14 protein-coding genes and 1 pseudogene are annotated in these 14540 nt (G+C 59.5%); 5 read left to right on the top strand and 10 right to left on the bottom strand.

The features are described from left to right. Positions 1-69: 69 nt before the first annotated feature. The 3 genes from gshA to B7L09_RS16095 all read right to left on the bottom strand — a co-directional run bounded on the left by gshA (position 70) and on the right by B7L09_RS16095 (position 4631). Positions 70-1653, bottom strand: a complete 1584-nt coding sequence (gene gshA / locus B7L09_RS16105) for a glutamate--cysteine ligase (RefSeq protein ID WP_094469663.1) — start codon at positions 1651-1653, stop codon at positions 70-72. Positions 1654-1923: 270 nt separating this feature from the next. Then, a complete protein-coding gene (locus tag B7L09_RS16100; protein WP_094469662.1) occupies positions 1924-2307 on the bottom strand; it encodes a PaaI family thioesterase in 384 nt (127 codons plus the stop codon). After that, on the bottom strand, positions 2307-4631 hold the full coding sequence (locus B7L09_RS16095) for a Tex family protein (RefSeq protein ID WP_094469661.1): 2325 nt from the start codon (positions 4629-4631) through the stop codon (positions 2307-2309). Before B7L09_RS16095 ends, B7L09_RS16100 begins: the two co-directional genes overlap by 1 nt. A gap of 358 nt (positions 4632-4989) precedes the next feature. Here B7L09_RS16095 and ompR point away from each other — a divergent pair, with 358 nt between their 5' ends. Both ompR and B7L09_RS16085 read left to right on the top strand, forming a co-directional pair. Next, positions 4990-5730: an osmolarity response regulator transcription factor OmpR gene (ompR, locus tag B7L09_RS16090; protein WP_094469660.1), complete on the top strand. Its 741-nt coding sequence runs from the start codon at positions 4990-4992 to the stop codon at positions 5728-5730. A gap of 101 nt (positions 5731-5831) precedes the next feature. Beyond that, positions 5832-7145: an ATP-binding protein gene (locus tag B7L09_RS16085; RefSeq protein WP_094469659.1), complete on the top strand. Its 1314-nt coding sequence runs from the start codon at positions 5832-5834 to the stop codon at positions 7143-7145. A gap of 51 nt (positions 7146-7196) precedes the next feature. On the opposite strand, the gene rimK is transcribed toward B7L09_RS16085, so the two are convergent. The 3 genes from rimK to rimA form a co-directional block, all read right to left on the bottom strand. Further along, positions 7197-8102 carry a 30S ribosomal protein S6--L-glutamate ligase gene (rimK, locus tag B7L09_RS16080; protein WP_094469658.1) on the bottom strand — a complete coding sequence of 302 codons (906 nt, stop codon included), beginning with the start codon at positions 8100-8102 and terminating at the stop codon, positions 7197-7199. Next, positions 8099-8578, bottom strand: coding sequence for a retropepsin-like aspartic endopeptidase RimB (gene rimB / locus B7L09_RS16075; RefSeq protein WP_094469657.1), 480 nt, complete (start codon positions 8576-8578; stop codon positions 8099-8101). Before rimB ends, rimK begins: the two co-directional genes overlap by 4 nt. A gap of 18 nt (positions 8579-8596) precedes the next feature. Next, positions 8597-9376: a S6 modification regulatory phosphodiesterase RimA gene (gene rimA, locus B7L09_RS16070; RefSeq protein ID WP_094469656.1), complete on the bottom strand. Its 780-nt coding sequence runs from the start codon at positions 9374-9376 to the stop codon at positions 8597-8599. A gap of 116 nt (positions 9377-9492) precedes the next feature. Between rimA and B7L09_RS16065 the strand changes: the two genes are divergently transcribed. Further along, positions 9493-9900: an RNA-binding S4 domain-containing protein gene (locus B7L09_RS16065; RefSeq protein WP_094469655.1), complete on the top strand. Its 408-nt coding sequence runs from the start codon at positions 9493-9495 to the stop codon at positions 9898-9900. Positions 9901-10070: 170 nt separating this feature from the next. On the opposite strand, the pseudogene B7L09_RS16060 reads toward B7L09_RS16065, so the two are convergent. Next, positions 10071-10283: pseudogene (locus tag B7L09_RS16060) on the bottom strand (phosphatase PAP2 family protein); the annotation flags it as partial. Positions 10284-10385: 102 nt separating this feature from the next. Here B7L09_RS16060 and hslO point away from each other — a divergent pair. Both hslO and B7L09_RS16050 read left to right on the top strand, forming a co-directional pair. Further along, positions 10386-11288, top strand: coding sequence for an Hsp33 family molecular chaperone HslO (gene hslO / locus B7L09_RS16055; protein WP_094469653.1), 903 nt, complete (start codon positions 10386-10388; stop codon positions 11286-11288). Positions 11289-11467: 179 nt separating this feature from the next. Beyond that, positions 11468-13009, top strand: a complete 1542-nt coding sequence (locus B7L09_RS16050; protein WP_094469652.1) for a phosphoenolpyruvate carboxykinase — start codon at positions 11468-11470, stop codon at positions 13007-13009. A 124-nt stretch (positions 13010-13133) separates the two neighbouring features. Here B7L09_RS16050 and B7L09_RS16045 read toward each other — a convergent pair whose 3' ends face one another. From B7L09_RS16045 to B7L09_RS16035, 3 genes are all read right to left on the bottom strand, one after another. Further along, the gene (locus tag B7L09_RS16045; RefSeq protein WP_094469651.1) at positions 13134-13505 is read right to left on the bottom strand and encodes a DUF1493 family protein; all 372 of its coding nucleotides are present in this window, start codon (positions 13503-13505) and stop codon (positions 13134-13136) included. A 32-nt stretch (positions 13506-13537) separates the two neighbouring features. Further along, the gene (locus tag B7L09_RS32410) at positions 13538-13774 is read right to left on the bottom strand and encodes a hypothetical protein (protein ID WP_255142073.1); all 237 of its coding nucleotides are present in this window, start codon (positions 13772-13774) and stop codon (positions 13538-13540) included. A 102-nt stretch (positions 13775-13876) separates the two neighbouring features. Further along, positions 13877-14176: a hypothetical protein gene (locus B7L09_RS16035; protein ID WP_094469650.1), complete on the bottom strand. Its 300-nt coding sequence runs from the start codon at positions 14174-14176 to the stop codon at positions 13877-13879. Positions 14177-14540: the final 364 nt, after the last annotated feature.

The following is a 14540-nucleotide window of genomic DNA, read 5'->3' as shown; positions in this document are numbered from 1 at the left end:
TTCGCAGCCGAGCGGGAGCAAGCTCCCTCGCCACAATGATTTGCAGTGACTTGAGGGAGCATTGGCAGATTAGTTGCTGATCGACAGAATGCTCGCCTGGTACGACCCGACAAACACATCAAAGTCGCCCACTTCGTTCTGCTCCAGTTCCGCCTGTTGNGCCAGCGAGGAGCGCGCGCGTTCTTCAAACTTCGCCTGATCTTCGCTATTCAACGGCTCACTACGGAAAAACTCCGCATGCACCTGGCTCTGACGCAGGGAGAACTGCGCAAAACTCTCTTTGCGCTCGGCCATCGCCGCCAGCACCTGGGCCGATGGCGTCAGAGANGAGTCCTTGACCTTGGCCAGTTGCACATCCAATGCTTTGCTGTGGGCATCGCCGCCATGGCTTTGATCAAGCAGCGCTGCGAGCGGAGCTATTTTTTCCAACAATTCGGCAGCCCACTCCTTCAGGTCGACCGGTTGACCGTCACGCTGCAGTTGCAGGCCCGGACGACGACCTTCCTTGACCACGCTGAGGAAGTTCGAGGTCGCGTTGCCGCACGAAGTATTGGTCAGCAGTGGGCTGTCGTTCAACGCGCAGTACAGCAGGAACGCGTCGAGGAAGCGCGATTCCGGCAGGTCGATACCCATCGGCAGGAACGGGTTGATGTCCAGGCAACGCACTTCGATGTACTGAATGCCACGGGCCATCAGCGCCTGGATCGGCCGTTCGCCAGTGTAGGTCACGCGCTTGGGGCGAATGTTGGAGTAGTACTCGTTTTCGATCTGCAGGATGTTGGTGTTGAGCTGAACCCACTCACCGTCCTTATGGGTGCCGACTTCGACGTAAGGTGCGTAGGGCGTTGCCACCGCTTCACGCAGGCTGTCGGTGTAGCTGCTCAGATCGTTGTAGCACGGCGTCAGGCCCGCCTGGGCGTTGCTCTGGTAACCCAGGTCGCTCATGCGCAGGCTGGTGGCGTAGGGCAGGTACAGCGTGTCCGGGTCCAGTTGTTCCAACTGGTGCGAACGACCGCGCAGGAAACCGGCGTCCAGCGCAGGGGAGGCGCCGAACAGGTACATGAGCAGCCAGCTGTAGCGGCGGAAGTTGCGGATCAGCGCGATATACGCGGTGGACTGGTAGTCGCGGTCGGTGCCGACGAAACCTTCAGTCTCCTTGAGCAACGGCCACAACTGTTCCGGCAGGGAAAAGTTGTAGTGAATGCCGGCGATGCACTGCATGGTCTTGCCGTAACGCAGGGCCAGGCCCTTGCGGTACACGTACTTGAGTTGTCCGATATTCGAGGTGCCGTAGTAGGCAATCGGAATATCTTCCTCGGCCGGCAACGGGCACGGCATCGAAGGNCTCCACAGAAACTCGTTGCCGAGCTTGCTGTAGGCAAAACGGTGGATCTTGTCCAGGCTCGCCAGGGTATCGGCCGGGTTGGGCAGGGCGGGAGTGATGAACTCCAGCAGCGATTCCGAGTAGTCGGTGGTGATCAATTCGTTGGTCAGCGCGGAACCCAATTCTTCCGGGTGCGGCGTTTGCGCCAGGCGACCTTCGCCGGTCACGCGCAGGCATTCACGTTCGATGCCGTGAAGGCACTGTTCGAGCAGAGAGAGGTNNNCGCGCTTGCCGAGCAAGGCCAGGCGGCGGTTGAGAAGTTCGCTCAAGTTGGATTCCTTCACGCGTCAGTCGCCCCAATATGGGGGTGGGCAGGACGGTCTACAAGGGTGAAGTTAAAACTGGCGTTTTCGCCTGGTTTTTGAGCAGCTCAGACTAATGTCAGTCAGCCAAGTCGCCACAATCCCTGTGGGAGCGAGCTTGCTCGCGATGGCGGTGTATCAGACGACATAGATGTTGACTGACACGCCCTCATCGCGAGCAAGCTCGCTCCCACAGGTTTTCTAGCGCTGAAATTAACTCAAATCGATGACATCTAGCTACAGGACAGCGAAGGTGCCTTGTGCTTTTGCGACGAGTTTGTCGCCTTGCATCACGTCGGCTTCGACCACCAGCGTGCGGCGGCCCGGGTGAATCACCCGCGCCGTGCACATCACTTCACCGTCGGAAACGGCGCGAATGTAGTTGATCTTGCACTCGATGGTCGCGCTCTGCTGGTCAAAGCCGTGGGTGCTGGAACAGGCCAGCCCCATGGCAATGTCCACCAGGCTGAACAAGGCCCCGCCATGCAGCTTGCCGCCGCGATTGCGCAGCTCTGGCGCAAGCTCCAGGGCGACTTGCGCCACCCCGGTTTCCAGACTGTGCAAGCGACACCCAAGCAGCTTGAAAAAAGCGCTTTCGGTCAGCCCGGCGGGGATCTCCATCAACGTTTCTTCAACTGCTTGGCATTGGCGAACAGTGACGCCATGGCGTTGTTGCTCGGCGCGGCCGTGGCGGTTTCCTTGCGCGGCGCGTTGTTCTGCGACGGGCGCGGCGCCGAGCCTGGGCGTACACCACGGGCGCCGTCGATTTTCTCGCCGGGGGTGTCGCTCATGCGCATCGACAGGCCGACGCGTTTGCGCGGGATATCGACTTCCATGACCTTGACCTTCACCACGTCACCGGCTTTCACCGCTTCGCGAGGGTCCTTGATGAACTTCTCCGAAAGCGCAGAGATATGCACCAAACCGTCCTGATGAACGCCGATGTCCACAAAGGCACCGAAGTTGGTCACGTTGGTCACCACACCTTCGAGGATCATGCCCAGTTGCAAGTCCTTGAGGTCTTCGACGCCGTCCTGGAACTCGGCCGTCTTGAACCCGGGACGCGGGTCGCGGCCTGGTTTTTCCAGCTCTTGCAGAATGTCGGTGATGGTTGGCAGACCGAAGGTTTCGTCGGTGTACTTCTTCGGGTCGAGACGCTTGAGGAAACTCGCGTCGCCGATCAGCGAGCGGATGTCGCGGTCGGTCTCGGCGGCAATGCGCTGCACCAGCGGATAGGCTTCCGGGTGAACCGCCGACGAATCCAGCGGGTTGTCGCCGTTCATGACGCGCAGGAAACCGGCGGCCTGTTCGAAGGTTTTCTCGCCCAGGCGTGCGACTTTTTTCAGTGCCGCACGGGTTTTGAACGCGCCATTCTCGTCGCGGTGGGTGACGATGTTCTGCGCCAGGGTGGTGTTGAGGCCGGAGATGCGCGCCAGCAGCGCCACGGAGGCAGTGTTCACGTCCACGCCCACGGCGTTTACGCAGTCTTCCACCACCGCATCCAGGCCGCGTGCCAGTTTCAGCTGCGACACGTCGTGCTGGTATTGGCCGACACCAATGGATTTAGGNTCGATNTTCACCAACTCGGCCAGCGGGTCTTGCAGGCGGCGAGCAATGGAAACCGCGCCACGGATCGATACGTCGAGGTCCGGGAATTCCTTGGAGGCCAGCTCCGAGGCCGAGTACACCGAAGCGCCGGCCTCGGAGACCATGACTTTGGTCATCTTCATGGCTGGGTATTTTTTGATCAGTTCGGCGGCCAGCTTGTCGGTTTCACGGCTGGCGGTGCCGTTGCCGATGGCGATCAGGTCCACGGCGTGCTTGGCGCACAGCGCGGCCAGGATCGCCAGGGTCTGGTCCCACTTGTTGTGCGGCACATGCGGGTACACGGTGGCGTGGTCCAGCAGCTTGCCCGTGGCGTCGACCACGGCAACCTTGCAACCGGTGCGCAGGCCCGGGTCGAGGCCCAGTGTGGCGCGCGGGCCGGCTGGCGCGGCCAGCAACAGGTCATGCAGGTTGTGGGCGAAGACGTTGATCGCCTCGTTTTCGGCGCCGTCGCGCAGCTCGCCGAGCAGGTCGGTTTCCAGGTGGGTGTAGAGCTTGACCTTCCAGGTCCAGCGCACGACTTCACCGAGCCACTTGTCCGCAGGACGGTTCTGATTCTGGATGCCGAATTGTTGACCGATCATGCCTTCGCACGGGTGCATGGTGCCCGGCAGCTCGTCGCCGACTTTCAGCGCGGAGCTGAGAATGCCTTCGTTGCGACCACGGAAAATGGCGAGTGCACGGTGGGACGGCATACTTTTCAGCGGTTCATCGTGTTCGAAGTAATCGCGGAACTTGGCGCCTTCTTCCTCTTTGCCGGCGATGACGCGGGCGCTGAGGATGGCTTCCTGCTTGAGGTAGGAGCGCAGTTTTTCCAGCAGGCTGGCGTTTTCGGCGAAACGCTCCATGAGGATATATTTGGCGCCTTCGAGGGCAGCCTTGACGTCGGCGACACCTTTTTCGGCGTCGATAAAGCGTGCGGCTTCGGTTTCCGGGGTCAGCGACGGGTCGTTGAACAGGCCGTCAGCCAGGTCGCCCAGGCCGGCTTCCAGGGCGATCTGGCCCTTGGTGCGGCGTTTCTGTTTGTACGGCAAGTACAAGTCTTCGAGGCGGGTCTTGGTGTCGGCGAGTTTGATGTCGCGTTCGAGTTGCGGGGTCAGCTTGCCTTGCTCTTGAATGCTGGCAAGGATGCTGATGCGCCGTTCGTCGAGTTCTCGCAGGTAACGCAGGCGCTCTTCCAGGTGACGCAATTGGATGTCGTCGAGGCTGCCGGTCACTTCTTTACGGTAGCGGGCGATGAAAGGCACCGTGGAGCCTTCATCCAGTAGAGCGACGGCCGCTTCGACCTGTTGTGGGCGTACACCGAGTTCCTCGGCAATGCGGCTGTTGATGCTGTCCATAAAACCACCTGAAATTCTGAAAGCAGGCTCGCAGGCGCAGGGATAAAGGCTCGGCGAGTCTGGTTGAGCGGCCTGGCGTGCGCCGCTACCTGGATCAACAGGTATCCCGTTGACCCGTGAAATCGAACAATGACTGCCGGCGCCATGAAAATAAAAAGCGGCCACTTGCAGCCATGATCAGACGTTGCCTGACACAAAAGGCCGCGCATTATAACCAGCGTTCTATCATTCAGGGGCATCGCAGGCATTAGCGCGAAGGCTGGATTTCTGGCAGTGAAGGAAAAATCTGCTAACAATGCACACGGTGCGTATAACGGCAGCTACGCCATAATGCGCGCCGAGATAAGAGGAGCATCTAATGAGCAGCACTGCACAAACTGCTGAAGGCGAAAAAATTCTCATCGTTGACGACGATCCGGGGCTGAGCAGCCTGCTGGAGCGCTTTTTCAACTCCAAGGGCTACCGCGCCCGCGCCGTGCCGAACACCGAACAAATGGATCGCCTGCTGGCGCGTGAAGTGTTCAACCTGGTCGTCCTCGACCTGATGCTGCCCGGCGAAGACGGTCTGACCGCCTGCCGCCGGCTGCGCACGGCGAACAATCAGATCCCAATCATCATGCTTACCGCCAAGGGCGATGAGCTGAGCCGCATCAAGGGCCTTGAACTGGGTGCTGATGACTACCTGGCCAAGCCGTTCAACCCNGATGAGCTGATGGCCCGGGTCAAAGCGGTCCTGCGCCGTCAGTCGACACCTGTGCCGGGTGCGCCGGGCAGCGAAGACGAAAGCGTCACTTTNGGCGACTACGAGCTGTCCCTGGCCACCCGCGAACTCAAGCGCGGTGACGAAGTGCACATGCTGACCACCGGTGAATTCGCGGTGCTCAAGGCCTTGGTCATGAATGCTCGCCAGCCGCTGACGCGCGACAAGCTGATGAACCTGGCCCGTGGCCGGGAATGGGACGCCCTGGAGCGCTCCATCGACGTGCAGATCTCCCGTCTGCGCCGGATGATCGAGCCTGATCCATCCAAACCGCGTTACATCCAGACGGTCTGGGGCGTGGGCTACGTGTTCGTACCGGATGGCGCCGCCACCAAGTGATCGGCGATTTGTAGGAGCGGGTCTTGCGGACAATTGTCCGCAGACTCGCGATCCGCAATATGCGAGCATCGCTCGCTCCTGCAAGTGTGTAGCGGTTATTCATGAAAACCCCCGTTTGGTTCCCCCAGAGTTTCTTCTCCCGCACCCTGTGGCTGGTGCTGATCGTCGTTCTGTTTTCCAAGGCGCTGACGCTGGTTTATCTGTTGATGAACGAAGACGTGCTGGTCGATCGACAATACAGTCACGGCGTCGCCCTGACGCTGCGCGCTTATTGGGCCGCTGATGAAAAGAACCGTGAGAAAATCGCTGACGCCGCCACCCTGATCCGGGTCGTGGGCGCGGGTGTGCCGGAAGGCGAACAACATTGGCCTTACAGCGAGATCTATCAGCGGCAGATGCAGGCGGAGTTGGGTGCCGACACCGAAGTGCGATTACGCATGCACTCACCGCCGGCCCTGTGGGTTCGGGCACCTAGCCTGGGCGATGGCTGGCTGAAAGTGCCGCTGTATCCGCATCCGTTGCGCGGCCAGAAAATCTGGAACGTGCTCGGCTGGTTCCTCGCTATCGGTCTGCTGTCCACCGCCTCGGCGTGGATCTTCGTCAGCCAGCTCAATCAACCGTTAAAGCGTCTGGTCTATGCCGCACGCCAACTGGGACAAGGGCGTAGCGTGCGCCTGCCGATCAGCGACACGCCCAGTGAGATGACCGAGGTGTACGGCGCCTTCAACCAGATGGCGGAAGATGTNGAGCAGGCCGGTCGCGAGCGCGAGCTGATGCTGGCCGGGGTGTCACACGACCTGCGTACACCGCTGACCCGTTTGCGCTTGTCCCTGGAATTGATGGGCGACCACAACGACCTCACCGACGCGATGGTGCGCGATATCGAGGACATGGACGCGATTCTTGACCAGTTCCTCGCGTTTATCCGTGATGGCCGTGATGAGGTGGTCGAAGAGGTGGACCTGAGTGACCTGGTTCGTGAAGTCGCTGCGCCTTACAACCAGAACGAAGAAAAAGTACGTCTGCGCCTGGAACCGATCCAGGCGTTTCCCCTGCGTCGGGTGTCGATGAAGCGGTTGCTGAACAATTTGATCGGCAACGCTTTGCACCATGCTGGCAGCGGGGTTGAGGTGGCGGCTTATGTCTCCGGCGATACCAGCGCCCCGTATGTGGTATTGAGCGTCATGGACCGTGGGGCGGGGATTGATCCGTCGGAGCTGGAGGCGATTTTCAACCCGTTCACCCGGGGTGATCGTGCCCGGGGCGGGAAGGGGACAGGGTTGGGACTGGCCATCGTGAAGCGGATCGCTTCGATGCATGGCGGGAATGTCGAGTTGCGCAACCGGTCGGGTGGCGGGCTTGAAGCGCGGGTGCGATTGCCGCTTGGGTTGATGCTGCCGCGGGATGCTGTTTAGAGGCTGGTTTTTTCNCGAAGGCGGCCTTCCAGCCGCCACATGCTTCAGGAGTCAGCCCTTGCCCTTGGTCCTGGTCATATTCGGCCCACCACTCTTCTCCAGATGCTGAATGATGATCCCCGCCACATCCTTCCCGGTGGTGGTCTCGATCCCTTCCAGGCCCGGCGATGAATTCACTTCCATCACCAATGGCCCGTGGTTGGAACGCAGGATATCCACNCCCGCCACCNTCAGCCCCATGACCTTCGCTGCCCGCAGCGCAGTCATACGTTCTTCCGGGGTGATCTTGATCAGGCTGGCACTGCCGCCACGGTGCAGGTTGGAACGGAATTCCCCTGGCTTGGCCTGGCGTTTCATCGCCGCAATCACCTTGTCGCCCACCACGAAGCAACGGATATCCGCACCGCCGGCTTCCTTGATGTATTCCTGCACCATGATGTTCTGTTTNAGGCCCATGAAGGCCTCAATCACCGACTCTGCCGCCGTCGCGGTTTCACACAACACCACACCGATGCCTTGCGTACCTTCCAGCACTTTGATCACCAGCGGTGCGCCGTTGACCATGTCGATCAGGTCGGGAATATCATCCGGTGAGTGCGCAAACCCGGTCACCGGCAAACCGATGCCGCGGCGCGAGAGCAATTGCANCGAGCGCAGCTTGTCCCGCGAGCGGGCGATGGCCACCGATTCATTGAGGGGCGAGACCCCCATCATTTCGAACTGGCGCAACACCGCGCAGCCATAGAACGTCACCGAGGCGCCGATCCGTGGGATCACCGCATCGAAGCCTTCCAGCGGCTTGCCCCGGTAGTGGATCTGCGGCTTGTGGCTGGCAATGTTCATATAGGCACGTAACGTGTCGATCACCACCATTTCATGGCCACGTTCGGTGCCGGCCTCGACCAGGCGGCGGGTGGAATACAGACGCGGGTTTCGCGACAGCACAGCAATCTTCATGCAGCACCTGGGGAAGAAGTAGAGACCGGGAACACCGGCTTGTCTTGAACGTACTTGACGCCGGGATTGACCACCAGATGGCCGTCAATCAGGGCTTTGGAGCCGAGGAGCAGGCGATAACGCATGGACTTGCGGCAGGCAAGGGTGAATTCCACCCGCCATACCCGATCACCCAGAGCCAGTGTGGTGCTGATCACATAGCGCACCTGCGCGTGGCCGTTGGAGCTCTTGATGGTTTTCATCGTCACCAGCGGCGCCTCGCAACGGCGGTGNCGCAACTGCACCACCGTGCCCAGGTGTGCGGTGAAGCGCACCCAGCTTTCACCGTCGCGCTCGAACGGCTCGATGTCGGTGGCATGCAGGCTTGAGGTGCTGGCGCCGGTGTCGATTTTTGCGCGCAGGCCCGCGACTCCCAGGTCCGGGAGCGCCACCCACTCGCGCAGACCGATAACGGTCAAATGGTCAAATGTCTTCAATAGGAAAAAAACCGGCGATTAACGCGTCCAGGCCTTNGGTGAAACCTCGGCCAGGGCTTTGAATGCAGGCTTGGCGAACCAATAACCCTGCATCAGAAATATTCCGCAGTCGGACAGGAAGTCACGCTCTCCAGCGCTTTCGATGCCTTCGGCAATGACTGTAACGTTCAACTCCGCACACATTGTGACAACCGCTCGAACGATAGCCTGACGAACACGGTCCTGGTCGACATCGCGAATCAGCGCCATGTCGAGTTTGATCAAGTCAGGTTGGAAATCAGCCAGCAGGTTCAGCCCCGAATAGCCCGCGCCGAAATCGTCGATGGCGGTCTTGAAGCCGAATTCGCGGTATTCACGCAGAATATTGGTCAAATGGCGATAGTTATCTACATGCTCGCTTTCCAGCGTTTCGAAAATCAGCTGATTCACTGGGAAATTATGCNNNTTCGCGGCCTCCAGAGTGGTGCGGATGCACAGCTCCGGGCGGTACACGGCGTTGGGCATGAAGTTGATGGACAAGTGTGTCTGCATGTTTAGATTGGCCGCCCCTTCAATGGCGCGGGTCCGGCAGAGCTGGTCGAAGCGGTAGCGATTCTCCTCGTTGACCTGGTCGAGCACCGACAGCGCGCCTTCCCCGGCACTGCCGCGTACCAATGCTTCATGAGCAAAAATCGACCGGTCGCGCAGATCGACGATCGGTTGGTAGGCAAAAGAAAAATCGAAGCCCAGCGGCTCGCTTTGCTGACAGCCCTGGCAGCCGCCCAGCGGCGAGGTCAATGCAGACGGAAATATAGTCACTCGATCACTCCATGCCGATACGCCGGCCAAGTTCACAGTCTATCTGGACGGCCGAGTTCTTGCGCCCGACAGAAACGGTAGTACAGTTCCGACTATGGGCTGAAAGAGGAATTCAAGTGGCACAAAAAAACGAAGAGGACGACAAGGTCCGTCTCGATAAGTGGTTGTGGGCCGCGCGTTTTTATAAAACACGTGCCTTGGCCAAGGCAGCGATTGAAAGCGGCAAGGTGCATTGCCGGGGGGAGCGCTGCAAGCCGGGCAAGGAGCCGAGGGTGGGGGACGAGTTTCAGATTCGTGTGGGGTTCGAGGAGCGCACGGTAGTGGTTCAGGCGCTTTCGATTGTGCGCCGTGGCGCGCCAGAGGCTCAGACGCTGTACGCGGAAACCGATGCCAGCATCGCCAAACGCGAAGCGGCTGCGGCCATGCGCAAGGCTGGCGCGTTGGGCGTGAGCACCGACGGCAAGCCGAGCAAGAAACAGCGGCGGGATTTGTTCAAGTTTCGGGGGAGCAGTAACGACGATTGAGGTAGACGCTTCTGTGTCGTCTGGGCTGAAGTCTTCGCGGGCACGCCACGCTCCCACAGGTATAGCGCAGACCTTTGTGGGAGTGGGCCTGCTTGCGATCGAGTGCGCAGCACTCGCCGGCAGCACCACAAAATCAAGCGCTAAGCACCACACTCATCCGCGAAACTCCCCACATCGAACGGGCGCAGACTTGCAATCGCCCAGATGCGTAGCCATATCGGGTAACTGCCCAGCGGCGCATTCAGCAGATGAATTAACCACTCGTCGAAAATCAAACACAGCATCTGACCCGTAGGCCATAACCAGAAGGCCAGCAGTGCCATAGGCACGAATTGCCAGCCGGCGCAGGTCCACCTTGCTTGGAACAAACCCGGATTGTTCATAAAATGCCTCCCATGGCTGAACATCGCGCACCAAAACGGTGCTGCAAAGGCGCAATTTCCACGATTTGTAACCATTTTGTCATTACTTCAGAACCCAGACCTATGACCGATCTAACGGATACCGACTTCACCCAACGCTTCATCTTCGACGAGAACGACGCCCGCGGCGAACTGGTCTCGCTGGAGCGCAGCTATGCCGAAGTCCTTGCCAAGCACCCCTATCCGGAGCCGGTCGCGCAACTGCTCGGCGAGCTGATGGCGGCTGCGTCGTTGCTGGTCGGTACCTTGAAGTTCGATGGCTTGCTGATTCTTCAGGCCCGTTCCGACGGTCCGATTCCGCTGCTGATGATCGAATGTTCCAGCGAGCGTGAAATCCGTGGCCTGGCCCGTTACGACGCCGACCTGATCGCNCCNGACGCGACACTCGCCGACCTGATGCCCAACGGCGTTCTGGCACTGACCATCGACCCGACTCAAGGTCAGCGTTACCAAGGCATTGTTGATCTGGATGGCGAAACCCTGTCGGAGTGCTTCACTAATTACTTCGTCATGTCGCAACAGATCGGCACCCGTTTCTGGTTGTACGCCGATGGCCGTCGCGCCCGAGGCCTGTTGTTGCAACAACTGCCTGCCGACCGCTTGAAAGACCAGGAAGAGCGCGACGCCAGCTGGCAGCACATCACCGCGCTGGGCGGGACCCTGACCGCTGACGAATTGGTGAGCCTGGACAACGAAACCGTGCTTCATCGCCTCTACCACGAAGAGCAGGTGCGCCTGTTCGATGTGCAGAGATTGCGTTTCCGTTGCAGCTGCTCGCGAGAACGTTCGGCCAATGCTCTGGTCAGTTTGGGTATGGAAGATGCGCAGGCGCTGGTCATCGAGCACGGCGGCAATATCGAGATCGACTGCCAGTTCTGCAACCAGCGCTACCTGTTCGATGCCGCCGATGTCNCCCAATTGTTCGCTGGTGCGGGTGTCGAGACGCCGTCAGATACCCGTCACTAAAACGGTTCAGCGCAGGTAAATTCACTGCTTAGCGCCGGAATANCGCAGTTCTGACGGGAGGGCCCTACTTTTTTTGGGCTTTTCTGGCATAATCCGGCCCACTTTTTTCGCGGTAGTAGTGCGCAACTTTCTACTACAAAACGTTTGGAGCACTCGGCCATAGGCCGACGGGGAACCTCATGACGCAAGCCAATAACGCCGTATACACCGATCTGAGTGTTGACGATCTGGTTAAAGAAGCCCTGCAGCGCGGTGAAGGCGTGCTTGCCGATACTGGCGCGCTGGTCGTAGANACCGGTCACCGTACCGGCCGTTCTCCGGTCGACCGTTTCATCGTGGAAGAGCCTTCCACCCAGGACGCAATCGCCTGGGGCCCGATCAACCGCAAGTTCCCGGCCGACAAGTTCGATGCCCTGTGGGCTCGCGTCGAGGCTTTCAACAACGCGCAAGAGCATTTCGTTTCCCACGTTCACGTAGGTGCGGCAGAAGACCACTACCTGGCCGTGAAAATGACCACCCAGACTGCCTGGCAGAACCTGTTCGGTCGTTGCCTGTTCATCAACCCAGCCCAGTACAACCCGGCGGGTCGTGACGAGTGGCAAGTGCTTAACGTGGCCAACTTCGAGTGCGTGCCAGAGCGTGACGGCACCAACTCCGACGGTTGCGTCATCCTCAACTTCGCCCAGAAGAAAGTGCTGATCGCCGGCATGCGTTACGCCGGTGAAATGAAAAAAGCCATGTTCTCGGTGCAGAACTTCCTGCTGCCGGCCGCCGACGTGCTGCCAATGCACTGCGCCGCCAACATCGGCGAAGCAGGCGACGTGACCCTGTTCTTCGGTCTGTCGGGCACCGGTAAAACGACCCTGTCGGCCGACGAAAGCCGTTACCTGATCGGTGACGACGAACATGGCTGGGGCGAAGGCGTAGTCTTCAACATCGAAGGCGGTTGCTATGCCAAGTGCATCGACNTGTCCGAGAANAACGAGCCCGTCATCTGGAAAGCCATCAAGCACGGCGCCGTGCTGGAAAACGTGGTGATCGACGATGCCAAGCACGCTGACTACACCGATGTCAGCCTGACCCAGAACAGCCGCGCCGCCTACCCGCTGGAACACGTTGCCAAGCGTTCCGAGAAGAACCTTGGCGGGGAGCCAAACGCAGTCATCTTCCTGACCTGCGACCTGACTGGCGTACTGCCCCCAGTGTCGATCCTCAGCGAAGAACAAGCGGCTTACCACTTCCTGTCCGGCTACACCGCACTGGTGGGCTCGACTGAAATGGGTTCCGGCAGCGGCATCAAGTCGACCTTCTCCACCTGCTTCGGCGCGCCGTTCTTCCCACGCCCAGCTGGCGAATACGCTGAGCTGCTGATCAAGCGCATCCGCGGCTTCGGCTCCAAGGTCTACCTGGTCAACACCGGCTGGACCGGCGGTGGCTACGGCGTCGGCAAGCGCTTCAACATCCCGACCACTCGCGGCGTTATCGCAGCGATCCAGAGCGGCGCGTTGATCGGTGCTGAAACCGAACACCTCGACACCATCAACCTCGACGTGCCATTGACGGTGCCGGGCGTTGAGACTGGCCTGTTGAACCCACGCAACACCTGGGCCGACAAAGCGGCCTACGACGAAGCGGCGAAAGCCCTGGCGGGTCTGTTCACCGAGAACTTCAAGAAGTTTGAAGTGAGCGACGCGATCAAGGCTGCGGGTCCTAAGCTGTAAGGCTTGGATTTAGCGAATGTAAAAGCCGCCCTTTGAGGGCGGCTTTTTTGTGGGCGTTCGGTTCAGGTTTTCAGGTGTAAAACGAATGCTCCGACCCAGAATAATTGCAGTTATACAGGCCGGTTCAGATGCTGCGGCTGCTTTGTTGGCTTTCCAATTCCTGTGTATCCCAGCGTTGCACCTTGACCGCGTGGTAAAGCATGCCGATGGTCAGTGGGACTTTGTCGCCGCGCCCCTTTGCCCTCCGCTTGAGATGCACATCAAATCCTTCCGGATGAAAGTAGCGATAGGCGTCGTAGTCCACGAAGTCGATCCCGAACTGTTCTTCCAGCGCCTCCATCAAATGCCGCGCATCAGCGCCATTGCAGCCCAGGTCGAAGTTGATCGAGGTAGTGAGGCTGATGGTTTTGCGTTCGGGCAGGCCGAGTTCTTCGTGCAGCAACTGCATGAGCAGGTGCATGGTGTGGTCGTCGGGGAAGTTAGGGGCGAGGATCATGGTTCAGGGGTCCGGTTGGGCTTGCGCGGATCTTATTGGGCGTCAGGCGTGGGGGGAAGGGAGGATCTGTTGCTCGCTTCCACCCAAGCATCTGATCGACCCCGGTTTTCTTTCACTGGCGACGCATCGATATGAAATTCGCGGGAAGGCTCTCGAAACCAGCGAGATGACGCATCGATATGAAATTCGCGGGAAGGCTCTCGCTCACCGCTTATGATTTCGTTCATCTGTCGCACGCTTTCCATTAGCTCATTGAAAAATTTGCTCATGGTTATCTCCGGTATTTGACGCTCGACGTTCCAAGAGCCGAACGAGGAGCGTCCGTAGAGGCATTCCCACGCGGAGCGTGGGAACGATCTTCTTACTCGACGTCAGGCGGGTGCTTTCCAGCCGATCATGCGTTGTTGGGCGACTTGCAGTAGGTCGCAGCCGTCCTGGGCCAAGAGGTAGAGCGCGTGGGTGATGTGCGGAATGTCTTCGACGTCGCCGTGTTTGAAGCAAACGCAGTGCAGGGTTTTGAGGAGGTCGCTGGAGGCTCGGATGCGCTGGAGGGCGGCTTCGAGGATGTCCTGGGGGTTGGCCTCTGTGTCGATGATCAGGGGCGGGGAATCGGTGAGGTTGGTTTGCAGTGGGAGGTAACGATTGTTTGAAAGCGGATTCCATTTTTTCATAGTGAGAATTCTCAAGTACATCGGGGAAACCGCCACCAGCGTGACCAAGCGATGGAGGCGGACTGTGTTCGGGTTGGTCAAACCGGTGAGAACTCACTTAGCCGGTACGCCCGTAGGCGTCCCGAACACAGCCACCATATAGCGTGCAGCACTTGAGGTGCCGCAGCATACAACGGAAGCGAAATGAGTTCTCTAATCAGGTGACCAAGCCCGAGTCGCGGATTCGCTGCGACAATCACGACTATAGGTGTGAGCCGCCGAGTAGCGATAGGCGACAAAGAGTCTTCGCTTGTAGGACCCGGACGAAGCTTTGATAGGGCGTTGCCTACGGATTTATCCCCGGCCGCCAATTCTCTCGTTTGCT

Source organism: Pseudomonas mandelii (genome assembly GCF_002251635.1).
Classification (GTDB): domain Bacteria; phylum Pseudomonadota; class Gammaproteobacteria; order Pseudomonadales; family Pseudomonadaceae; genus Aquipseudomonas; species Aquipseudomonas mandelii_B.
Note: the sequence above shows the minus strand (reverse complement) of the source record. Positions and strands in the feature narration are given on the sequence as shown.

Bases quoted from the DNA above. Each gene is read 5' to 3' on its own strand.
- B7L09_RS16100 (WP_094469662.1), bottom strand. From the start codon at position 2,307: ATGGAGATCCCCGCCGGGCTGACCGAAAGCGCTTTTTTCAAGCTGCTT.
- B7L09_RS16045 (WP_094469651.1), bottom strand. From the start codon at position 13,505: ATGATCCTCGCCCCTAACTTCCCCGACGACCACACCATGCACCTGCTC.
- B7L09_RS32410 (WP_255142073.1), bottom strand. From the start codon at position 13,774: ATGAGCAAATTTTTCAATGAGCTAATGGAAAGCGTGCGACAGATGAAC.
- B7L09_RS16035 (WP_094469650.1), bottom strand. From the start codon at position 14,176: ATGAAAAAATGGAATCCGCTTTCAAACAATCGTTACCTCCCACTGCAA.